20 protein-coding genes are annotated in these 20,785 nt (G+C 66.5%); 15 read left to right on the top strand and 5 right to left on the bottom strand.

Annotation, left to right across the window (positions count from 1 at the left end):
- Nucleotides 1–15 precede the first annotated feature (15 nt).
- The 5 genes from AUL32_RS16930 to AUL32_RS16910 are packed head-to-tail and all read left to right on the top strand — an operon-like array spanning nt 16 to nt 6,430.
- Nucleotides 16–1,179 carry an isovaleryl-CoA dehydrogenase gene (locus tag AUL32_RS16930; RefSeq protein WP_062117385.1) on the top strand — a complete coding sequence of 388 codons (1,164 nt, stop codon included), beginning with the start codon at nt 16–18 and terminating at the stop codon, nt 1,177–1,179.
- Entirely contained in the window at nt 1,179–2,786 is a 1,608-nt protein-coding gene (locus AUL32_RS16925; RefSeq protein ID WP_062117382.1) for a carboxyl transferase domain-containing protein, read from the top strand. Before AUL32_RS16930 ends, AUL32_RS16925 begins: the two co-directional genes overlap by 1 nt.
- 11 nt (nt 2,787–2,797) lie before the next feature.
- Nucleotides 2,798–4,789, top strand: coding sequence for an acetyl-CoA carboxylase biotin carboxylase subunit (locus tag AUL32_RS16920; protein WP_062117379.1), 1,992 nt, complete (start codon nt 2,798–2,800; stop codon nt 4,787–4,789).
- Entirely contained in the window at nt 4,782–5,639 is an 858-nt protein-coding gene (locus AUL32_RS16915; RefSeq protein ID WP_062117376.1) for a hydroxymethylglutaryl-CoA lyase, read from the top strand. The genes AUL32_RS16920 and AUL32_RS16915 overlap by 8 nt, the downstream gene beginning before the upstream one ends.
- On the top strand, nt 5,636–6,430 hold the full coding sequence (locus AUL32_RS16910) for a crotonase/enoyl-CoA hydratase family protein (RefSeq protein ID WP_062117373.1): 795 nt from the start codon (nt 5,636–5,638) through the stop codon (nt 6,428–6,430). Before AUL32_RS16915 ends, AUL32_RS16910 begins: the two co-directional genes overlap by 4 nt.
- A gap of 38 nt (nt 6,431–6,468) precedes the next feature.
- On the opposite strand, the gene AUL32_RS16905 is transcribed toward AUL32_RS16910, so the two are convergent.
- The 4 genes from AUL32_RS16905 to yghX all read right to left on the bottom strand — a co-directional run bounded on the left by AUL32_RS16905 (nt 6,469) and on the right by yghX (nt 10,091).
- The gene (locus tag AUL32_RS16905; protein WP_062117370.1) at nt 6,469–7,539 is read right to left on the bottom strand and encodes an LLM class flavin-dependent oxidoreductase; all 1,071 of its coding nucleotides are present in this window, start codon (nt 7,537–7,539) and stop codon (nt 6,469–6,471) included.
- Nucleotides 7,540–8,098: 559 nt separating this feature from the next.
- Nucleotides 8,099–8,539, bottom strand: a complete 441-nt coding sequence (locus AUL32_RS26045) for an MgtC/SapB family protein (protein ID WP_192847479.1) — start codon at nt 8,537–8,539, stop codon at nt 8,099–8,101.
- A 124-nt stretch (nt 8,540–8,663) separates the two neighbouring features.
- The gene (locus AUL32_RS16895) at nt 8,664–9,140 is read right to left on the bottom strand and encodes a VOC family protein (RefSeq protein ID WP_062117366.1); all 477 of its coding nucleotides are present in this window, start codon (nt 9,138–9,140) and stop codon (nt 8,664–8,666) included.
- 60 nt (nt 9,141–9,200) lie between these two features.
- A complete protein-coding gene (gene yghX, locus AUL32_RS16890) occupies nt 9,201–10,091 on the bottom strand; it encodes a YghX family hydrolase (protein ID WP_062117362.1) in 891 nt (296 codons plus the stop codon).
- A 583-nt stretch (nt 10,092–10,674) separates the two neighbouring features.
- Here yghX and AUL32_RS16885 point away from each other — a divergent pair.
- The 10 genes from AUL32_RS16885 to AUL32_RS26040 all read left to right on the top strand — a co-directional run bounded on the left by AUL32_RS16885 (nt 10,675) and on the right by AUL32_RS26040 (nt 20,356).
- Nucleotides 10,675–12,243 (top strand): Re/Si-specific NAD(P)(+) transhydrogenase subunit alpha, encoded by a 1,569-nt coding sequence (locus AUL32_RS16885; protein ID WP_062117358.1) that lies wholly within the window; start codon nt 10,675–10,677, stop codon nt 12,241–12,243.
- 16 nt (nt 12,244–12,259) lie between these two features.
- On the top strand, nt 12,260–13,693 hold the full coding sequence (locus AUL32_RS16880) for an NAD(P)(+) transhydrogenase (Re/Si-specific) subunit beta (protein WP_062117355.1): 1,434 nt from the start codon (nt 12,260–12,262) through the stop codon (nt 13,691–13,693).
- A 611-nt stretch (nt 13,694–14,304) separates the two neighbouring features.
- Nucleotides 14,305–14,661, top strand: coding sequence for a hypothetical protein (locus AUL32_RS16870; RefSeq protein WP_062117352.1), 357 nt, complete (start codon nt 14,305–14,307; stop codon nt 14,659–14,661).
- A 67-nt stretch (nt 14,662–14,728) separates the two neighbouring features.
- Complete coding sequence (locus AUL32_RS16865) at nt 14,729–16,303, top strand: AAA family ATPase (protein WP_062117349.1); 1,575 nt, start codon at nt 14,729–14,731, stop codon at nt 16,301–16,303.
- The gene (locus tag AUL32_RS16860) at nt 16,300–16,512 is read left to right on the top strand and encodes a hypothetical protein (RefSeq protein ID WP_062117346.1); all 213 of its coding nucleotides are present in this window, start codon (nt 16,300–16,302) and stop codon (nt 16,510–16,512) included. The genes AUL32_RS16865 and AUL32_RS16860 overlap by 4 nt, the downstream gene beginning before the upstream one ends.
- Nucleotides 16,513–16,568: 56 nt before the next feature.
- On the top strand, nt 16,569–17,549 hold the full coding sequence (locus AUL32_RS16855) for a metallophosphoesterase (RefSeq protein WP_062117343.1): 981 nt from the start codon (nt 16,569–16,571) through the stop codon (nt 17,547–17,549).
- Complete coding sequence (locus AUL32_RS24610) at nt 17,486–18,667, top strand: metallophosphoesterase (protein ID WP_306302897.1); 1,182 nt, start codon at nt 17,486–17,488, stop codon at nt 18,665–18,667. Before AUL32_RS16855 ends, AUL32_RS24610 begins: the two co-directional genes overlap by 64 nt.
- 130 nt (nt 18,668–18,797) lie before the next feature.
- The gene (locus AUL32_RS16845) at nt 18,798–18,998 is read left to right on the top strand and encodes a hypothetical protein (protein WP_062117340.1); all 201 of its coding nucleotides are present in this window, start codon (nt 18,798–18,800) and stop codon (nt 18,996–18,998) included.
- A gap of 12 nt (nt 18,999–19,010) precedes the next feature.
- Entirely contained in the window at nt 19,011–19,415 is a 405-nt protein-coding gene (locus AUL32_RS16840) for a hypothetical protein (RefSeq protein ID WP_062117338.1), read from the top strand.
- A gap of 188 nt (nt 19,416–19,603) precedes the next feature.
- Nucleotides 19,604–20,356 carry a hypothetical protein gene (locus tag AUL32_RS26040; protein WP_244497934.1) on the top strand — a complete coding sequence of 251 codons (753 nt, stop codon included), beginning with the start codon at nt 19,604–19,606 and terminating at the stop codon, nt 20,354–20,356.
- Here AUL32_RS26040 and AUL32_RS16830 read toward each other — a convergent pair.
- Complete coding sequence (locus tag AUL32_RS16830; protein WP_062117335.1) at nt 20,353–20,781, bottom strand: hypothetical protein; 429 nt, start codon at nt 20,779–20,781, stop codon at nt 20,353–20,355. The two genes, AUL32_RS26040 and AUL32_RS16830, sit on opposite strands and share 4 nt — an antisense overlap.
- Between the last annotated feature and the right edge of the window lie 4 nt (nt 20,782–20,785).

Here is a 20,785-nt window from a genome sequence, read left to right as displayed (position 1 = left end):
TTCGGGAGGACGCTGATGTTCAACAATTCCATGGTGTTCGACCTCGGCGACGAGGTGAACGCGCTGCGCGATATGGTTCACCACTGGTCGCAGGAGCGGCTGAAGCCGATCGCGGCCGAGATCGACCGCACCAACAGCTTTCCGAACGAGCTCTGGCGCGAGATGGGCGCGCTCGGGCTTCTCGGAATCACAGTGGAGGAGGAGTTCGGAGGCGCGGCCATGGGCTATCTCGCCCATGTCGTGGCGGTGGAGGAGATCGCCCGGGCCAGTGCTTCCGTCTCGCTTTCCTACGGCGCGCATTCCAATCTCTGCGTCAACCAGATCCGCTTGAACGGCTCGCCCGAACAGAGGGCGCGCACCTTGCCCAAGCTCGTTTCGGGCGAGCATGTCGGGGCGCTCGCCATGTCGGAGGCAGGGGCGGGGTCCGATGTCGTTTCCATGCAGCTCAGGGCCGAGAAGCGCGGCGACCGCTATGTCCTGAACGGCACCAAATATTGGATCACCAATGGCCCCGATGCGACGACGCTCGTGGTCTATGCCAAGACCGACCCGGCGGCGGGCTCGCGCGGCATCACCGCCTTCCTGATCGAACGCGGGATGCAGGGCTTTTCCTCCTCGCCGCATTTCGACAAGATCGGGATGCGCGGCTCCAACACGGCTGAACTTCTGTTCGAGAATGTCGAAGTTCCCTTCAAGAACGTGCTGGGTGAGGAGGGGCGGGGCGTCCGGGTCCTGATGTCAGGGCTGGATTATGAGCGCGTCGTCCTGTCGGGCATCGGCCTCGGCGTCATGGCCGCCTGCATGGACGAGATCATGCCCTACATGGTCGAGCGCCGGCAGTTCGGCCAGCCGATCGGCTCGTTCCAGATCATGCAGGCCAAGATCGCCGACATCTACACCAAGCTGAACTCGGCGCGAGCCTATGTCTACGAAGTGGCGCGCGCCTGCGACCGGGGGCGGGTGACGCGCCAGGACGCGGCGGCCTGCGTCCTCTATGCCTCCGAGGAGGCGATGAACGTCGCGCATCAGGCCGTGCAGGCCATGGGCGGCGCCGGCTACATGAACGAGATGCCGGTCTCGCGCCTGTTCCGCGATGCCAAGCTGATGGAGATCGGGGCGGGAACCAGCGAAATCCGCCGGATGCTGATCGGCCGCGAACTGGTCGGGGCGCAGCGCTGATGGGCGTTCTCCGGTCGAAACTCGTCGCCGGCTCGGCCCAGTTCGCCGCCAACCGGGCCGCCCATCTCGTGAGCATCGCCGAGATCGAACGTGTCGCCGAGACGGTGCAGGCCGGCGGCAGCCCCTCCGCCCGCGCGCGGCATGTCGAGCGCGGTAAGCTCCTGCCGCGTGACAGGGTGAACCATCTCCTGGACCCCGGCTCGCCCTTTCTCGAAATCGGCACCTTCGCCGCGCATGGGCTCTATGACGACGCCGTTCCCTCGGCTGGAATGGTCGCCGGCATCGGCCGGGTCTCGGGTCGCGAGGTCATGGTTCTCGCCAACGACGCCACGGTAAAGGGCGGCACCTACTTTCCGCTGACCGTGAAGAAGCATTTGCGGGCGCAGGAAATCGCAGCCGAAAACCGCTTGCCCTGCCTCTATCTCGTGGATTCGGGCGGCGCGAACCTGCCCTACCAGGACGAGGTCTTCGCCGATCGCGACCATTTCGGCCGCATCTTCTTCAACCAGGCGCGCATGTCGGCGGCCGGCATTCCACAGATCGCGGTGGTCATGGGCTCCTGCACGGCGGGCGGCGCCTATGTCCCGGCCATGTCGGACGTCACCATTATCGTGCGCGAGCAGGGCACGATCTTCCTCGCCGGGCCGCCCCTGGTGAAAGCCGCGACGGGCGAGTTGGTTACGGCCGAGGATCTCGGCGGCGGCGACGTTCACACCCGCCTGTCCGGCGTTGCGGACGCTTTGGCCGAAGACGACCGGCACGCGCTGGCGCTGGCGCGCCAAGCGGTCGCCAGCCTCAACTCCGAGAAGCGGGCCGCCCCTGCGCTTCAAGCGCCCGAAGAGCCGGCCTACGACCCGGAGGAGATCCTGGGCGCCGTGCCCGCCGATCTGCGCACCCCCTACGACATTCGCGAGGTGATCGCCCGGATCGTCGACGGCTCGCGCTTCGACGAGTTCAAGGCGCGCTATGGCGAGACGCTGGTCTGCGGCTTCGCCCATGTGTTCGGCATTCCCGTCGGCATCGTCGCCAACAATGGCGTTCTCTTTTCCGAAGGCGCGCTCAAGGGCGCGCACTTCGTCGAGCTCTGCTCCCAGCGCTTCATTCCGCTGGTCTTCCTCCAGAACATCACAGGCTTCATGGTCGGGCGCAAATACGAAGCGGGCGGCATCGCCAAGGACGGCGCCAAGCTCGTGACCGCCGTCGCGACCACCGCCGTGCCGAAGGTGACCATGCTGGTCGGCGGCTCCTTCGGCGCCGGCAATTACGGGATGGCCGGTCGGGCCTATTCGCCCCGCTTCCTCTGGACCTGGCCGAACAGCCGCATCTCGGTGATGGGCGGCGAGCAGGCGGCGGGGGTTCTGGCAGATGTGCGCCGCGCCGCCATGGCGAAAGCCGGACGCGACTGGTCCACCGAGGAGGAGGAGGCGTTCAAGCGGCCGACCGTCGAGATGTTCGAGACGCAGTCCCGCCCGCTCTACGCCTCCGCTCGTCTGTGGGACGATGGGATCGTGGACCCGCGCAGGAGCCGCGAAGTCCTGGCGCTGTCGCTGTCGGCTTCGCTGAACGCGCCGATCGAGCCCACGCGCTTCGGCCTGTTTCGGATGTGAGGAGAGGCGCGATGTTTCATAAACTCCTCGTCGCGAACCGGAGCGAAATCGCGGTTCGCGTCATGAAGACGGCCCGGCGGATGGGCATCCGCACGGTCGCCATCCATTCCGATGCCGATCGGAACGCGCTGCATGTGCGCGCCGCCGACGAGGCCGTGCTGATCGGCCCCGCGCCCGTCAGTGAGAGCTATCTCAAGGGCGAGGCCATCGTTGAGGCCGCGCGCCGGACGGGCGCGGAGGCCATTCACCCCGGCTATGGATTCCTGTCGGAGAATCCTGGCTTCGTGGAAGCGGTCGAGGCGGCGGGCCTCGTCTTCGTGGGGCCGCCCGCTTCGGCCATTCGCGCCATGGGCCTGAAGGATGCGGCCAAGCGCCTGATGGAAGCGGCCGGGGTGCCAGTGGTTCCCGGCTATCACGGCGTCGACCAGCAGACGGAGACCCTACGACGCGAGGCCGCCGCGATCGGCTATCCCGTCCTCATCAAGGCGCGGGCCGGCGGCGGCGGCAAGGGCATGCGACTGGTGGAGCGGCCGGCGGATTTCGCGGCCGCTCTGGAGGGCGCGCGGCGCGAAGGGCAGGCGAGCTTCGGCGATCCTGCGGTTCTGATCGAGCGTTATGTCACCGCGCCTCGCCATGTCGAGATCCAGGTCTTTGCCGATGGCCATGGCCATGTCGTTCATCTTTTCGAGCGCGACTGCTCGCTGCAGCGCCGGCACCAGAAGGTCATCGAGGAAGCGCCGGCGCCGGGCATGACCGAGGAGGTTCGCGAGGCCATGGGCCGCGCCGCCGTGGAGGCCGCGCGCGCCATCAGCTATCGTGGCGCCGGCACGGTGGAATTCATCGCCGACGGCTCGCAGGGGCTGAGGCCGGACCGGTTCTGGTTCATGGAGATGAACACGCGGCTCCAGGTGGAGCATCCCGTCTCCGAGGCGATTACCGGGCTCGACTTCGTGGAGCTGCAACTGCGCGTCGCGGCCGGAGAGGAGCTTCCCTTCCGGCAGGAGGACTTGCGCATTCGCGGGCACGCTGTCGAGGCGCGGCTTTATGCCGAGGATGTCACCAGGGGCTTTCTTCCCGCGACGGGCCGGCTCGACCATCTCCGCTTTCCCCCGGCCGCAGCGTTCGAACCCAGCCCCTTGCGCATCGACAGCGGCGTCGAGGAGGGGGACGAGATCACGCCCTGGTACGACCCGATGATCGCCAAGGTGATCGTCCACGGAAGCGATCGGCCGGCCGCTCTCAGAGCACTAGCCGAGGCGCTGAACGGGATCGAAGTCGCCGGCACGGTCACCAATATCGCCTTCCTCGCCCGCCTTGCGCGGGAGGCGAATTTCGTGGCGGGAGATGTCGATACCGGTCTGATCGGGCGCGCCGGGGAAGCGCTGCTTCGAGCGGGCGAACCCTCGGCGGACGCGCCAATTGTGGCCGGCTTGGCGCTCGCTGGACTGCTCGATCCACCCGAGGGAAACGATCCCTGGTCGCGCCTGCGCGGTTTTCGGTCCTGGGGCCGACCGGACTTTGCCTTACGACTGGTGCGGGACGGAGAGGAAATCGAACTCTCGCTGGCGCTGATCGAAGGGGGCGTGCGCCTTTCCGACGGCGCGACGGTCCGGCTTCACCGCGACGGGGCACGGGTCGTGGTGGAACGCGAGGGCCATCGCCGCTCCCTCGGGCTCGTGGTGAAGGGAAGCCGCGCGACGGTCTTCGAGGCCGGGGGCGCGGCGACCTATTCGCTGCCCGACCCGCTCGACAGAACCAGGGGGAACGCTGCGGGCGGAAACGCCATCTTGGCCCCGATGCCCGGCCTTGTGACAAAGCTGTGGGTTTGCGCGGGCGAGCGGGTCTCAACCGGTGATCCCGTCGCGGTGATCGAGGCCATGAAGATGGAGCACACGCTTAACTCGCCTCGCGACGGGGTGATCGGCGAAATCCTCGTCGCCGAAGGGGCGCAGGTCAGCGACGGCGACAGTCTCGCGGTTTTGGAGCCTGCGGCGGATGGGTGAGCGGGTTGTACTGTTCGAGATGGGTCCGCGCGACGGGTTGCAGAACGAGGCACGAGCGATCCCCACAGCGGACAAGATCCGCCTGATCGATCTCCTCTCGGCCGCAGGCCTCTCGAAGATCGAGACCACAAGCTTTGTCAGCCCCAAATGGGTGCCGCAGATGGCGGATGCGTCCGAGGTTCTGGCAGGCATCTCCCGGCGTTCCGGCGTCACCTACGCCGCGCTGACGCCCAATCTACGCGGGCTGGAGAGAGCCATCGCGGCCAGGGCCAATGAGGTCGCGGTCTTCGCCTCCGCTTCGCAAGGCTTTTCCCGCGCCAACATCAATTGCTCGATTGCCGAAAGCCTGGCGCGCTATGCCGGCGTCATCAAGGCGGCGAAAGCGGCAGGGCTGCCGGTGCGCGGCTATGTCTCCTGCATCACGGATTGCCCCTATGACGGGCTTGTAGAGCCAACGGCCGTGAGTGCTGTTGCAAACGCGCTTCTCGACCTCGGCTGCTACGAGGTGAGCCTTGGCGACACGCTCGGCCGGGCGACGCCGGAGAGAGTCGGCCGGCTCCTGCATCACCTCCTGTCCGAGCTGCCGGCGGCGCGGCTGGCGGCCCATTTCCACGACACGTCGGGCCGGGCGCTCGAAAATCTGGAGGTCGCCTTGGGAGCGGGGCTGCGCAGTTTCGATGCCTCCGTGGCGGGGCTGGGCGGCTGCCCTTTCGCGCCCGGGGCCAAGGGCAATGTGGCGACCGAGGCCGTCGTGGCGCGCCTTGCCAAACTCGGTTTCGAGACCGGCATCAACACTTCTCGGCTGGCCGAGGCCGCCGCATTCGCTCAGAGCTTGAGGAGCCCGGCATGAGCTACGAGACCTTGGCCGTGGAGAAGGGCGCGCACGGCGTCGTGACGCTCACCCTGAACCGGCCGGAAAAGCGCAACGCGCTGTCGGCTGCGATGATCGGCGACCTGACGCGGTTTGCCGCCGAGTTGAACGAGGAAACGGGCGTCCGCGCCGTTGTGCTGCGTGGGGCCGGCGAGGTGTTCTGCGCGGGCGGGGATCTGGGCTGGATGAAGGCGCAGGTCGAGGCGGATCGGGCGACGCGCATGGACGAGGCACGCAAGCTCGCCGGCATGTTGAAGGCGCTGAACGAGTTGCAGACTCCGCTGATCGGCGCGATCCACGGCGCGGCCATGGGCGGGGGCGCGGGTCTCGTCAGCGTCTGCGATGTCGCGGTCGCGACCTCCGACGCGCGCTTCGGCTTCACCGAAACCCGCCTCGGCCTCATCCCAGCGACGATCGGACCCTATGTCATCGCACGGCTCGGCGAAGGCAGGGCGCTGCGGGTTTTCATGTCGGGGCGGGTGTTCGGCAGCGAAGAGGCGGCGAGCCTCGGTCTCGTGGCACGCGTGGTCGAGCCTTCGTCGCTCGATCAGGCCATCCGTGAGGAGGTCGCACCCTATCTTGCGGCCGCGCCCGGCGCGGTGGCGCGCGCGAAGGCGCTGGCGCGGCGGTTGGGCTCAGCCATCGACGAGACTGCGATCGAGGTTTCGATCGCGGCTCTCGCGGATTGTTGGGAAACGGAGGAGGCGCGGGCGGGCATCTCCGCGTTTCTGGAGAAGCGTTCGCCGCCTTGGGCGATCGCCTCGGCGTAATAGTCGGGCGGCACCGCCCAACCATCCCGCCTTACGCGTCAGGCCGCCTCGTAGTCCTTCGCGCCCGTCTTGGCCGCTGCTGCGCCCCGATCGCCCCGCCAGCCCAGCGCCGGCGCGACATGGGTCAGGATGCTTTCGATCACATGCGCGTTGTAGGCGACGCCGAGCTGGTTCGGCACGGTGAGAAGCAGCGTGTCCGCCTCCGCAATGGCCTCGTCTGCCCTCAGGTGCTCGATCAGGCGATCGGGCTCCGCCGCATAGGACCGCCCGAACACCGCGCGCATGTTGTCGATCACGCCGACCTGATCGGTGCTGTCACCACGACCGAAATAGGCCCGGTCCTCGTCGTTCACGAGCGCGAAGATCGAGCGCGAGACGGACACGCGCGGCGTCCTCGCATGGCCGGCCTCCTTCCACGCCTCGCGATAGGCCCTGATCTGCCGCGCTTGCTGGACATGGAACGGCTCGCCCGTCTCGTCCGCCTTCAGCGTCGAGCTTTGGAGGTTCATGCCCTGCTTGGCCGCCCAGATGGCGGTGGCGTCTGACGCCGAACCCCACCAGATGCGCTCGCGCAGGCCGTCTGAATGCGGTTCGATCCGAAGGAGGCCCGGAGGGTTTGGGAACATCGGGCGCGGGCTCGGCTCGGCGAAGCCTTCGCCCTTGAGGAGTTCGAGGAAGACCTCCGCGTGCCGACGGCCCATGTCGGCGTCGCTTTCGCCCGGCGCGGGCTGAAAGCCGAAATGACGCCAGCCGTCCACGACCTGTTCGGGCGAGCCTCGGCTCAGGCCGAGCTGAAGACGGCCGCCGGCGATGAGGTCGGCCGAGCCCGCGTCTTCCGCCATGTAGAACGGATTCTCGTAGCGCATGTCGATGACGCCGGTGCCGATCTCGATCCGGCTCGTCTTCGCGCCGACCGCCGCAAGAAGCGGGAAGGGCGAGGCGAGCTGGCGCGCGAAGTGATGGACGCGGAAGTAAGCGCCGTCCGCGCCGAGCTCCTCCGCCGCGACGGCGAGGTCGATGGACTGGAGCAGCGTGTCGGCGGCGGAGCGGGTGCCCGATCGCGGCGAGGGCGACCAGTGGCCGAAGGAAAGGAAGCCGATCTTTTTCATGCGATGGTTCTCGCGGCAAATCGGGACCAGCGCGCACACGCTCCGATCACGATGGAAGAACGTGCGCCCCGGCGTGCAGATGCGCAGCCAAGACCTCGTCCGTATGCACCGCAACTTAAGCTGCCTCTGGCCCGATATGAACGGCAACCGATGATGAAGCAGTGTTCAGTTCTAGTGAACGATCAACCGGTCATTTGACATTTCGATACTTGTCATTCGTTCGCAGAAGAGCATCACCAACGGCGCGCTCGGCCTCGACCGATCAAGCCGTGTCTTATGCGTCGTCGCCGTTCTGGTCTGTCGAGTTTGCCGTGTCGGACTCGCCATTTCGCCGTTCGACTATCGCGGCGTGAATGCCGGGTCGTTTCGCAAGCCTAGCGACGCTATTGCGAACGCTGTCGGGAGACACGCGGACGAGCTGCACCACGAGATCGTTCTGGCCGTTTTGGCCGATCGTTTCCCTGACGCGCCGGATCTGTCCGCCCCGGACCTGAAGAAGGCTTTTCAGGTCTCCGGGCGAAACCGCATCATGGTCGGCCCGGATGCGCACCACGCAGCTTTAAAGACGCGTGCGATAGGCGTCCTCAAGCGGTTTCATTCCGGCGAGGATCACGAGAATGATGACCGTCGCGGCCCCTGCGGCGAAATACAGCCCGCCACCCGCGGCCAGCCCCAGCGCCGCCACGGCCCAGATGCTGGCGGCCGTAGTCAACCCGCGTACGATGTTTCCCCTGAGGAGGATCGCGCCGGCCCCCAGAAATCCGACGCCGGAGACGACTTGCGCCGCGATACGGGAGGGATCAAGCGTCACATGCTCCATCTCGGTCGCGTGCTGGAAGCCATAGGCCGACACGATCATGAAGAGACATGCGCCGACGCAGACCAGCATGTGCGTTCGTATGCCGGCCGACCAGAGAAGCCGCTCGCGCTCGAAGCCGATGAAACTGCCAAGGGCTGCGGCGGTCAGAAGCCGCAGGACGATGTCGCCATTCGAGATCATTGCCGGCTAATGATCACGCGCGCGTGAGGTTCCCGTGGGCGGACTCGAGGTCCGCGCCTGGAGCAGGCAGTGCTATCCGACATGATCGGACTGACGCTCGGCTCTCTCGGAGCCCATGCATTCCTCAGCCTATTCGTGCCGCCTCGATCGCGGCAACATCGATCTTGCGCATGGTCATCATCGCCTCGAACGCGCGTCGCGCTTCCTCGCCGCCGGCCGCCAAGGCCTCGGTCAAGACACGCGGCGTGATCTGCCAGGACAGGCCCCAGCGATCCCGGCACCATCCGCAGGCGCTTTCCTGGCCGCCATTGCCGACGATCGCGTTCCAGTACCGGTCGGTTTCCGCCTGGTCGTCCGTCGCGATCTGGAAGGAGAAGGCCTCGCTGTGCTTGAACGCCGGCCCGCCGTTGAGCCCAAGGCACGGCACGCCCGCGACCGTGAATTCGACGGTCAAGACATCGCCCGCCTTGCCGGACGGAAAGTCGCTCGGCGCGCGATGGACCGCCGTCACCGCGCTGTCGGGAAAGGTCTCGGCATAGAAGCGCGCGGCCGCCTCGGCCTCGCGATCGAACCATAGGCAGATCGTGGTCTTGGGGCTCATGCGTCCTCCTCCATAACCGAGCCTGAAGGTTCGGCTTTTCCCATCACGCCGGCCAGATCGTCAGGTCAGATACCGGCGGAACCAGTCGATGGTGCGGGTCCAGGCGAGCTCGGCCGCCGCCTGATCGTAGCGCGGCGTCGAGTCGTTGTGGAAGCCGTGGTTCACGCCGGGATAGATATGAGCCTCATAGGTCTTGCCGTTCGCCTTCAGGGCGGCCTCGTAGGCGGGCCAGCCCTCGTTGATGCGCGTGTCGAGTTCGGCATAGTGGATTAGAAGCGGTGCCCGAATGCGGGGCACGTCCTCCGCCCTCGGCTGGCGTCCATAGAAGGGCACGGCGGCGCCGAGATCAGGCCGCGCCACGGCCGCCGCGTTGGTGACGCCGCCGCCATAGCAGAAGCCGGTGATGCCGATCCGCCCCGTCGTCGCCTCGTGCCCGGTCAGGAAATCCACGGCCGCGAGGAAGTCGTTCATTAGCTTTTCGGGATCGACCTCCGCCTGCAGCTCGCGCCCCTTCTCGTCGTTTCCGGGATAGAGTCCGACCGACGTGAGCCCATCGGGCGCGAGCGCGACGAAGCCGGCCTTGGCCACGCGGCGCGCGACGTCCTCGATATAGGGGTTGAGGCCTCGGTTCTCGTGCACCACGACAACGCCCGGCACCTTGCCGGTCGCCTTAGCCGGCTTCACGAGATAGGCTCGCACCTCGCCATGCCCGTCGGGCGAGGGGTACATGATGTATTCGGGGACGATCTCGGGATCGGTGAACTCGACCTGAGTGGCCAGCGCGTAGTCCGGGCTGAGAGCCGTGAGGATCGCGGCCGCCGTCAGTCCGCCGACCGCGAACTTGGCCGCTCGCTCCAGAAACTCGCGCTTCGTGACGCGGCCATGGGCATAGCCGTCGTAGAGCTCAAGAAGCTCGGGATGGAAGTCCTTGGCCGTCAGGCGTTGGGTCATGAATCATCCTCCTGCCGAGACTTGAGCATCCTTCGCAATGCTTAGCAACGACGGGAGCGGGGTCGCCGCGTCGCGACCATGCGCGCAATTGTCTCGGAAGGGTTCGGGCGATTCGCCGTCGAAGCGCTCCGAACTTCCATCGCGAGCGGGGCAAGCTCAAGTGTGCGAGTACGCCACATGGAATCTTAAACCGTTTCATTCCGGGTTCTGGGCCTCGTGCGAAGCCGACCCTCCTGACAGGACGGCCCGGTTCGGCCAAAAAAGGGGCCGGGGCTGGCCGTTCGGGAACAGCCGTGCTCAGTTCGTTGCTGGCGATCCGTCTTGAGGAGGCCTTCCGGCGCCGATGTGCGGCGGGGGATGAGGTGACGGTTCGCCCAATGCGGACGAGGCATCGATCCAACGTTCGGCTCACCCGGTGGGCCGCGCAGGCGGATCGTGCCGTGTCATCCGACGGCTCGGCGGAGGCTGGTTGCAGGCTTCGCCGCCGGCCGGTTTCGCGCCTGCCTGTGATCCCTGCCGGATCGGGGCCAGCTCGAATTCTATCGACCGCCACGGCGGTCCAGTCTGAGGGAGTGGGAGAGACATGAAATTCGGTGTGCCCCGGGAGGTCCGGGCGGGCGAGCGGCGCGTGGCGCTGACGCCGGAAAGCGTCGGGCGGCTCGGCAAGTTGGGTTACGAATGCCTGGTGGAAACCGGCGCCGGAGATGCCGCGCGCTTTTCCGACGAAGCCTATGCCGCAGCCGGCGCTAGGGTGGTGCCCGATGCCGCTGCGCTCTGGGCCGATGCCGACATCGTCGCCAAGGTTCGCCCGCCGGAGTCGGAGGAGGTCGAGAAGACCCGCTCCGGTCAGATCCTCATATCTTTCCTTTACCCCGCTCAGAGCCCCGAGCTGCTGGAAAGCCTTCGCGAGAAGGGCGTCACCGCGCTCGCCATGGACATGGTGCCGCGCATCAGCCGCGCCCAGAAGATGGACGCTCTGTCCTCCATGGCCAACATCGCCGGCTATCGAGCCGTGATCGAGGCGGGCAACCAGTTCGGCCGCTTCTTCACCGGACAGATCACGGCGGCCGGCAAGGTGCCGCCGGCCAAGGTGCTGGTGATCGGCGCGGGCGTCGCCGGGCTCGCCGCCATCGGCACAGCGCAGTCGCTGGGCGCGCAGGTGCGCGCCTTCGACGTGCGGCCGGAGGTGGCCGAGCAGATCCAGTCCATGGGCGCCGAGTTCCTGTTTCTCGACTTCGCGGATGCCGCCGACGGCGCGGCGACCGGCGGCTATGCCGCGCCCTCCAGCCCGGAGTTCCGCGCCAAGCAGCTCGAACTCTTCCGCGCCCAGGCGCCGGAGGTCGACATCGTCATCACAACGGCCCTCATTCCCGGCCGCGACGCGCCCAAGCTGTGGCTCGCCGACATGGTCGAGGCGATGAAGCCCGGCTCGATCGTGGTGGATCTCGCCGCCGAACGGGGCGGAAATTGCGATCTCACCGTGCCCGACGAGGTGATCGAGACCGCGAACGGGGTTCGGATCGTCGGCTACACCGACTATCCCAGCCGCATGGCGACCCAGGCCTCGACGCTCTACGCCACCAACATCCGCCACATGATGGACGACTTGACGCCGAACAAGGACGGCGTGCCGGTGGTCAACATGGAAGACGACGTCATTCGCGGCGCGACGGTGACGCACGCCGGCGCCATCACCTATCCTCCGCCGCCGCCCAGGATCCAGGCCATCGCCCGGCAGCCGGCCAAGAAGGCGGTCGAAGAAACGGCAGGCGAAAAGGCGCTGCGCGAAGCGGCGAGCGCCAAGAAGGCGGGCCAGCGACAGGTCATGCTGCTGGCGGCCGGCGCCGTTCTTCTCATGCTGATCGGCCTCACGGCGCCGCCGAGCTTCCTGCAGCACTTCGTGGTCTTCGCCCTGTCCTGCTTCGTCGGCTACCACGTCATCTGGAACGTCAGCCATGCGCTGCACACGCCGCTGATGGCGGTGACCAACGCGGTCTCCTCCATCATCATTCTCGGCGCGCTGCTGCAGATCGGCTCGTCCGGCTGGATCGTGACGATCCTGGCCGGGCTCGCCATCCTCATGGCGTCCGTCAACATCTTCGGTGGGTTCATGGTGACCCGCCGGATGCTGAAAATGTTCCAGAAGAGCTGAGCGGGGAGCCGATCACATGAGCCAAGGTCTCGTCGGCGCGTCCTATATCGTCGCCTCCATCCTCTTCATCCTGTCCCTGGGCGGCCTGTCCAACCAGGAAAGCGCCAAGCGCGCCGTGTGGTACGGCATCGTCGGAATGGCGCTGGCCGTCTTCGCCACCATCACCGGGCCCGCCGTCGGCGCGCTCTGGCTGGTCGTGCCGCTTATCGTCATCGGCGGCCTCACTGGCGGCTGGCTCGCCGGCCGCGTGCAGATGACGCAGATGCCTGAGCTCGTCGCCGCTCTCCATTCCTTCGTCGGGCTGGCCGCCGTGTTCATCGGCTTCAACGCCGATATCGAGGCGGCCCATGTCGCTCATGCGCTGGCCACCGGCACAGGCGACCTTCTCACGGGCTTCGCCGCGACGCTCGCCCATAAGACGCCGGTGGAACTGTCGATCATGCGTGTCGAGGTGTTCCTCGGCGTGTTCATCGGCGCCGTCACCTTCACCGGCTCGGTGGTCGCCTACGGCAAGCTCTCGGGGCGCCTGGATTCCAAGGCGCTGGTCCTGCCCAATCGGCATGCGATCAATCTGGCGGGCCTCGTCGTCAGCCTGATCCTAGGCCTTGTCTACTTCAACGGGGCCGGCATCTGGACGCTGATCCTCGTCGCGATCCTGGCGGGCGCGCTCGGCTGGCATCTCATCATGGCGATCGGTGGGGCGGATATGCCCGTCGTCGTTTCCATGCTGAACAGCTATTCCGGCTGGGCGGCGGCGGCGATCGGCTTCACGCTGTCGAACGATCTCCTGATCGTCACCGGCGCGCTGGTCGGCTCGTCGGGCGCCATCCTCTCCTACATCATGTGCCGGGCGATGAACCGGAACTTCGTCTCGGTCATTCTGGGCGGCTGGGGCGGCACGTCCGGCCCGGCGCAGGAGATCACGGGCGAGCAGATCGCCATCGATGTCGACGGCGTGGCGCAAGCGCTGGAGGACGCGGACTCGATCGTCATCGTTCCCGGCTACGGCATGGCGGTGGCCCAGGCTCAAGGCTCGATCTCGGAGCTGACCCGGCGTCTTCGGGCCAAGGGCAAGACGGTGCGCTTCGCGATCCACCCGGTCGCCGGGCGCCTGCCTGGGCACATGAACGTGCTCTTGGCGGAAGCCAAGGTGCCCTACGACATCGTTCTGGAAATGGACGAGATCAACGAGGACTTCCCGACCACGGACGTCGCGATCGTCGTCGGCTCGAACGACATCGTGAACCCGGCGGCGGAAGAGGACCCGAACTCCCCGATCGCCGGCATGCCGGTGATCGAGGTCTGGAAGGCGCGCCGGGTGATCGTCTCCAAGCGCGGGCAGGGTACGGGCTATTCCGGGATCGAGAACCCGCTCTTCTACAAGGAGAACACGCGGATGTTCTACGGCGATGCCAAGAAGTCCATCGACGACCTGCTGAAGCTGGTCTGAACCGAAAGGGCGGAGCGCCGGGCAACCGCGCTCCGCCTTCTCTTACGCGCTGGGGCGTCTCAACGTTGACTGGTTCGAGCTCGCGCAAAGCTTGCCGGATCGCCAGCGATAGAATCAAAATTCGATGGGAGGGAAACGCGGATCGATCGGCAGCCGATGAGAAGCTGCTCTAGGTCCGAACGGCCGCCATCCCGTTACGGAGCAAACGCCTGCCCGCACGACAGTCGGTCATGAGAAAACTCTCATCCGATCTGGAGGCGAGAGGGAAACAACGCACAAACTGGCAAATGACAGGAAATCGAAGGCAGCGAAGCGCCGACTACGAGTCTAATGTGCAGGCCAGAAAAGCCTGACGATACACTCGCATTCGCATCGTAAGTTGCTGATTTAATGGTGGGCGCGACAGGGATCGAACCTGTGACCCCCTCGGTGTGAACGCGGGGGCCGTAACCCGAAATGCCCGTGTGGCCTGGGTTTGCGCTCTCCACTCGATACCATGAATGCCCGTTTGTTCCCGGTCGGTAATTCGCGGCAATTCGCGGTGGTTTCGGTGTTCATGCCGGAGAAAGGCACATGCGTCATGGTGCCCGTTCCTACATTTGCGAGGAATCATGGCAGACGAAAAAGCCCCGTTTTGGGAGCACCCGGATATCTGGCCTGACGAATATCTCTATATGCAAGCCGTCGCGGAGAGCATGCAGCAGCACGCCCTGATGGATAGGCTTGCCGCCGTCGCCGCCGACCCGGTCTACGAACTGAAGAGCCTGTTCGGCGTGAACCACCGCACCGCGGAGAGGTGGATCAGCGGGAACACCACGATGCGCCGTCCGCTGCAGCTGAAACTCGCCCATGCTCTAGTCGGAATCGCCGAAGCGCAGACGAAATTGCAGGCGATGGACGCCCGCGAACGCCTTTTTTTCCAGATTGCGAGCACACGCGTACAATTGGACCCACTCCCTAAAGACTAGGTCCACCTCTCTGTGTTCTTATCCTTCTCAAGACGGCACAGGCCGCACTTTGAAGGAATTGAACCGGATGCCCGACCACTCCCCAGACGAATTCCGTCTGTACGCCCAGCGCTATCTCCGCGACGTCGCCGCCCGCGCCGAACTCGACCGCCGGATCCTCGCCGGCGAACCCCCAGCGCTGGAGGATGTGCTCTCCGGCCATCCCCCGACCAGCGGCTCTCTGGCACTCGATGTCCGCGGTTTCGCGATCCTATGGGCCGAGTTCCTGCGCACGTCGCAGTCGCACAACACGCTCTCCGTCAAGCTCCTCCCGCTCGTCGAGAAGCTCGAGGTCGTCCCCGCGGCCGCGACGATCCGTGCCGTGTGGAAGCACGTCGGCGCGCTTCCAGGCCACCATACTGTGTTTCCTCCCCACACGAAGACGCGCTTGGCATGGTACGCCGCGCTCGTCGGCTGCGACGGCGCGGCCGCGCAGATCCTGTCGATCGCCGATCCCCTCGCGACCGTCTGGCGCCGCGCATACTCAGCCGGCCTCGCGAGCAACGTAGTTTTCGCCGACCCGATCAACGCCGATGCGGATTTCCAGAATCAGATCCTTGGCGCCGGCATCCTCGAGCTCGCGACCCAGGCCGAGCAGCTGAGCCGCTTCCTGCCGTTCGTCACAAACCAGATCTCGGCCGAGGGCATCCTCGAGTTCGACGACCAGGTTCCCGAGCATGATGCGCTGGACGACGCCGATACGGAGGAGGCGTTCTCGATCGTGAAGGAGCTGCGCTCCGGCGCTCCGGCGGCCCTCCCGACGCACCAGGTCCTTCGCCCCGTCGACGGCCACAAGACGTCAGAGAAGCGCGACATCAGCAAGATGTATCAGGCGCTGACGGCACCGATGCCGCTCCACCGCTTCACGTACCAGCATACCCCCACGCTCGAACGCCAGTGGCCGCACGCGGTCTCGATCATCCGTGCGATCGCGTCGGAGCTCCGCTACGGCCAGCCCATCCGCTTCAAGCCTGTCCTCCTCGTCGGCGGCCCCGGCACCGGCAAGACCTCGCTGGCGATCGCGATCGCCGAGCTTCTCGGCCTGCGCACGATCATCTACCCGTGCGCCAGCTCGGCCGACAATTCCTTCGGGGGCACGCCATCGCGTTGGTCGACCGCCTCAGCGTCGACGCCGCTCGAGCTCATCCGCCAGTCCGGTATCGCGAACCCGATCGTAATCCTCGACGAGATCGAGAAGGCGGGAAACCACCGCAGCGGCAACCTCGAGGCGGCTCTGCTGCCGTTCCTCGAGCCTCACACGTCCAGCCGCTACCACGAGACGGCGCTCGACATGTCGGCCGACCTCTCGCAGGTCAACTACATCGCCACCTGCAACTCGCTCGACGGCCTGACGGCGCCGCTCCGCGACCGCTTCCGCATCCTTCGCATGCCGGATCCCGGGCCGGAGCACATCGGAACGCTGGTCCGTCGAATCGTGGAAGACATCGCGCTCGAGACCGGCCAGGAGGGCCTTCTGCCGCCGCTCGACCCCGACGAGGAGGACGTTCTCCGCCGTATCTGGACCGGGGGATCGCTACGTTCCCTGCGCCGCGCCGTCGACACCATGATCACGGTCCGCTCGAAGTTCGAGGTGCGTCAATGATCCTTGCTCTTGCGCCCGACGTCGCCGCCCGCGTGGCCGAAATCGAAGCCCGCGAGGGCATCCCAGCCATCGAGTTCGCCCACCAGGCCATCTCGGTGTGGAGCATGCTCCGCACGCGGGACCAGCGCGCCGGCATGGGTTTCTGCATCCTGCAGAGCGCCGTCTACGACGACATCCTGAAGGGCCGCGACGCGCCGCCCAAGCCCTGAAATCTTTCTACGGCGTATGCGACGCCGTAGCTCCTGACATCGGCAAGGAGGCCGGCATGACCAGTACTCGACTCTGGATTCAAAGCGACATCCACAACGACGTCGGACCGTATGCTCTGCCGAAGGGCGTCGAGGCCGACGTCGCGATCGTCGCCGGCGACGTTGGCGGCCGCCTCTCCGGGCAGGCCCGTCTCTGGCTCGAGAAGAATGCGCCGGCGGACATGCCGCTGCTCGTCGTCGCCGGTAACCACGACTTCTACGGCGCCTCGCTCGACGACGAGGTCGCCCGCTTCCGTCGGAAGACGACCATGGGCGACCGCATCCAGGTCCTCGACGGCGACAGCACGATCATTGGCGGCGTCCGCTTCGTAGGCGCCACGCTCTGGACCGACTTCAACAGCTACGGCGATGGCTACACCTCGCAGCGCGACTTCATGGCCTACATGACCGACTGGCGTGCAATTCGTTGGGAAGGGCGCAAGCATACGCGCCACATCCGGCATTACATCGATGCGCACCACCGCCAGCTGCGCGCCATCGAAGCAGTGCTCTCGACGCCATTCGACGGCCCGACGGTCGTGATCACGCACCACGCGCCGTCGGTCCGTTCGCTCGAGGACGGCAAGGCGACGAAGGCGCTGGACGCCGCCTACGCCTCCGACCTCGACGACCTCATCCGCCGCTTCGAACCCGACCTCTGGATCCACGGGCACGTCCACCATTGCTTGGACTACATGCTCGGGCGCACGCGGGTGGTCTGCAATCCGAGGGGCTACGTCATGAAGCACGCTTCGCCGAAGTCGCTGCCGACGATCGAGAACCGGCAGTTCAACCCCGGTCTCGTCCTCGACGTCGAGGTCGGCCCTCGTCCGGGCTACGACGCCGCGACCGTCGACCATGCGTGGGACCATCCGGACATCTTCCTCTCCCGCGTGTCGCCGCCGATAGCGTCGACGCGGGCAGACCATGCCGAATGGCCGCGCGAAGCCGCCGATATCCGCGACGAGAACGACGAGCCGCAAGGGCCGACGGTCTGATGCGCATCCACGTCCTCTCCGACCTCCACATGGCCTCCGACGCCGACAAGGCGCGTGCGCCCGCACCCGTGGACGCCGACGTCGTCGTCCTCGCCGGCGACATCCTCGATTCGCCGGCGGACGCCGTGGCGTGGGCGCGGGCGCACTTCCCGCAGCCCGTCGTCGTCGTGGCGGGCAACCACGAATTCTTCGGGTTGGGCCTGATCTCCGCCGTCCGCGCAGGGCAGGCGGCCTCGGACGACCGCGTCCATTTCCTCGAGAACGACGCCGTCGTCATCGGCGGGACGCGCTTCCTCGGCGCGACGCTGTGGACTGACTTCGAGCTACACGGCTTCGAGAACCGCGACCAGTCGATGCGCGCCGCCCGCGCCGACATGCTCGACTACCACCAGATCTACGAGGACGAACCGATGGGCGGGGCGATGGCGTCGCGCTTCACTCCGGCGTCGTCCATCCAGAAGCACCAGGCGTCGCGGGAATGGCTGCGCGAGATGCTGGCGACGCCCTTCGAAGGTCCTACGGTCGTCGTCACGCATCACGCGCCGCACCCGTTCTCCGTCGCGCCGCTCTGGCAAGGCCACTATCTGACGCCCTGCTTCGCCTCGGACCTCGAGATGCTCATCCTTTCGGGGCAGCCCGACCTCTGGATTCACGGGCACACGCACGAATCGTTCGACTACCGGTTCGGCGCCACGCGGATCGTCTGCAATCCGAAGGGCCTCGGCACGGGCAACCGAAACTTCCGGCCCGGCATGGTCGTCGAGGTGAACCGGCGGAACGATCACGTCGCGACGCTGTCCGCGCTGGTCGCCGGCGAGATCGGATGGGAGGAGGCGAAGCGCCGACTCGGGATCGTGGACGAATGGGCCATCCGGCGCGACGTAGTCGGCATGCGGCCCTGGACGGTCGTCTGCGGTCGGTACGGCGTGCCCGTCGAAGCCGTCGCCGCCGTCCATCGCCTGACGCGGCCGGAACCGATGGTCTGGCCGGAGGCGATCGGCCCCGAGTTCGACGAGCGGTCGCGGACGGCGGCGACGGTCCTGTCCCGGCTGGACGTCGAGCCGTTGCTGGCGGCGATCTACGAAGACGAGGGCGACACGAAGGAGGCGAAGCCATGAGCCACGAAGACCACGTCCGCCGCCTGGCCGCGTCGAAAGGCTTCGATCGCACCATCCCGAACAGCGGCGTCCTCCCGGCGACGTCGTCGACGTCTTCGTCGCCGGCGGGACGACGCGGTCGGACCTCCTCATGCGCCTGCGCCGCATGCCCGAGCGTCCCGAGCCCATCCTCGACCTCGACGCCATGGAGAGCGTCCTCGACCTCCTCGAACGCTACGACGAGCTGCGGCGCACGGTTACGCGCTTCTGGGTCGTCGACGAGGCGGCGGGTCGCGTCAGCCGCGTCGACTGCGGCGCCGGCCGTCCCGTCGTCAAGCACACGCCGATCTGAAACCCGACATCCATGGAGAAGACCATGCGACTCATCCTCGCCACCCTCCTGCTCGCCTGCGCCATGCCGGCGGCGGCCGCGGACCGATACTCCGGACACTACCAGCGCGAATGCGGGCCGCACGTATGCGAGCTGCGCATGCTGCCGAGCGGGCGCGACAGCTGGCATCTGAAATGGACGGCGACGGACCCGCGGGACCACACGCTGACGCCGGTGTGCGAGTTCGAGACCGAGGTCGAGCTCGGGAGCGCGGTGGTCGGCGGGACGACGGTGACGGGGATCGCGGTCGGGGAGGCGCAGGGGCGTCCGTTCGGGGTGTTCGACCTCGATCCGGGGCGCGTCTCGATCAGCAGCAGCTGGGAGGCATGCACCGGATTGGCGCCGAAGGGGATCTACGAGAGCGTCGGGGACGAGTAGCTCGACGACGCCGAGGAAGCTAAAGCGAACGATGATCTCTTATCGTTCTGGAACCGAGGCGTTATCGTTGCTCCATCAGTGATTTGATGGGGTTGTCCTTGTTCAATTTGATGGTCGGGTTCACGCGGGTCGCAGAGGGGCGATCCAGCCTCGAGGTTGGTCGAGTCTTCGAATACACGGAGGCAGCAGTGAAGGCGCAGTTCTCGGTGGGGAATGCGCTTCGCCTCGACGACATGAAGAGGCTACCGTGCCTCATGATGGATGAGGGCTTCGGCGACGAAGTTGCTCGCGTCGGGCGCATAATGTCGGCCAACGTCGAACGTGGAGAGGTTCGTCTCGAGGTCGCCTTCGAGCACGGCATACCTTCGGTAAGGAACGGCGACATCTACGCTCGCATGGCCGACTTCGGCATGGATGAATGGGAATTCCGTCGAACGCATTGGGCGATCAAGGATATCGATCTGTATCGAACGATCCTTCGCTTGGATCGTCCGCAGCGAAAGGGGCCGACGCTGTTCCGGGTTGCCGATCCTGAGAAGATCGAGAATCTCCAGATCTCGGTCATGATGCCATTCGATCAACGCTGTGCCGGTGTCTACGACGATATCAAGGCGATGGCGCAAGCCAACGGATTGAAGTGCAACCGGGCTGACGACATCTGGCAGAACGATCATATCCTGGCAGATATCGTGTCCCTGATCGACCGGTCCCGCATCGTGATCCTGGATCTGACAGGCAAGAATCGCAACGTTCTCTATGAAGCCGGCATCGCTCACGCTCTCGGAAGGCAGACGATCCTTCTGACACAGAATGCGGATGACGTACCGTTCGATCTAAAGCCAATTAGGTACATACCCTACCTCAACAACGCTGAAGGGCGTGCAGGCATGATCGCGCAGCTTCTCGACCGCATTCACCAGATCTACAACGCCGGCCCTTAACCGAACGGCGGCCGCTGCTGCGGCTGCGCACCACCCGCCGCCGAACCTCCCGGAGCGGCCGCGGCTGGGCCTGGCGCGCCCGCGAAGGGCATGCCGGGCTTCGGCACCATCGCCCCGGCCTGACCGGTGCTTCCCGGCATCCCCTGACCCATGTTCGGTCCGCCCATCTGCTGGAACGGCATCCCTGGAACGCCACCGGCGGGCGGCTGCGGCTGCTGCATCCCCGGCGCCGGCATGCCTCCGGGTATCGCACCCGGCATCGCGGGCGCGGGCATGAAGCCGGCACCGAGCGGAGGCGCGGACCTCATCGCGGCCGGACCCGGGCTGGCGGTCTGAATCGGGGCCATCAAACCTTCCTTGGCGAGGGCCTCGGCGAGGGGGGAAGCGGTGCCGCCGGCGGGCGGGGCGGACTGGAACGGCATCATGTCG

The organism is Aureimonas sp. AU40, from assembly GCF_001463785.1.
Lineage (GTDB): Bacteria > Pseudomonadota > Alphaproteobacteria > Rhizobiales > Rhizobiaceae > Aureimonas.
The sequence above is the reverse complement of the archived record's forward strand: the minus strand, read 5'-3'. Positions and strand labels throughout refer to the sequence as shown.

Bases quoted from the DNA above. Each gene is read 5' to 3' on its own strand.
- AUL32_RS16930 (WP_062117385.1), top strand. From the start codon at position 16: ATGTTCAACAATTCCATGGTGTTCGACCTCGGCGACGAGGTGAACGCG.
- AUL32_RS16925 (WP_062117382.1), top strand. From the start codon at position 1,179: ATGGGCGTTCTCCGGTCGAAACTCGTCGCCGGCTCGGCCCAGTTCGCC.
- AUL32_RS16920 (WP_062117379.1), top strand. From the start codon at position 2,798: ATGTTTCATAAACTCCTCGTCGCGAACCGGAGCGAAATCGCGGTTCGC.
- AUL32_RS16915 (WP_062117376.1), top strand. From the start codon at position 4,782: ATGGGTGAGCGGGTTGTACTGTTCGAGATGGGTCCGCGCGACGGGTTG.
- AUL32_RS16910 (WP_062117373.1), top strand. From the start codon at position 5,636: ATGAGCTACGAGACCTTGGCCGTGGAGAAGGGCGCGCACGGCGTCGTG.
- AUL32_RS16905 (WP_062117370.1), bottom strand. From the start codon at position 7,539: ATGAAAAAGATCGGCTTCCTTTCCTTCGGCCACTGGTCGCCCTCGCCG.
- AUL32_RS26045 (WP_192847479.1), bottom strand. From the start codon at position 8,539: ATGATCTCGAATGGCGACATCGTCCTGCGGCTTCTGACCGCCGCAGCC.
- AUL32_RS16895 (WP_062117366.1), bottom strand. From the start codon at position 9,140: ATGAGCCCCAAGACCACGATCTGCCTATGGTTCGATCGCGAGGCCGAG.
- yghX (WP_062117362.1), bottom strand. From the start codon at position 10,091: ATGACCCAACGCCTGACGGCCAAGGACTTCCATCCCGAGCTTCTTGAG.
- AUL32_RS16885 (WP_062117358.1), top strand. From the start codon at position 10,675: ATGAAATTCGGTGTGCCCCGGGAGGTCCGGGCGGGCGAGCGGCGCGTG.
- AUL32_RS16880 (WP_062117355.1), top strand. From the start codon at position 12,260: ATGAGCCAAGGTCTCGTCGGCGCGTCCTATATCGTCGCCTCCATCCTC.
- AUL32_RS16870 (WP_062117352.1), top strand. From the start codon at position 14,305: ATGGCAGACGAAAAAGCCCCGTTTTGGGAGCACCCGGATATCTGGCCT.
- AUL32_RS16865 (WP_062117349.1), top strand. From the start codon at position 14,729: ATGCCCGACCACTCCCCAGACGAATTCCGTCTGTACGCCCAGCGCTAT.
- AUL32_RS16860 (WP_062117346.1), top strand. From the start codon at position 16,300: ATGATCCTTGCTCTTGCGCCCGACGTCGCCGCCCGCGTGGCCGAAATC.
- AUL32_RS16855 (WP_062117343.1), top strand. From the start codon at position 16,569: ATGACCAGTACTCGACTCTGGATTCAAAGCGACATCCACAACGACGTC.
- AUL32_RS24610 (WP_306302897.1), top strand. From the start codon at position 17,486: ATGGCCGCGCGAAGCCGCCGATATCCGCGACGAGAACGACGAGCCGCA.
- AUL32_RS16845 (WP_062117340.1), top strand. From the start codon at position 18,798: ATGCGCCTGCGCCGCATGCCCGAGCGTCCCGAGCCCATCCTCGACCTC.
- AUL32_RS16840 (WP_062117338.1), top strand. From the start codon at position 19,011: ATGGAGAAGACCATGCGACTCATCCTCGCCACCCTCCTGCTCGCCTGC.
- AUL32_RS16830 (WP_062117335.1), bottom strand. From the start codon at position 20,781: ATGATGCCGTTCCAGTCCGCCCCGCCCGCCGGCGGCACCGCTTCCCCC.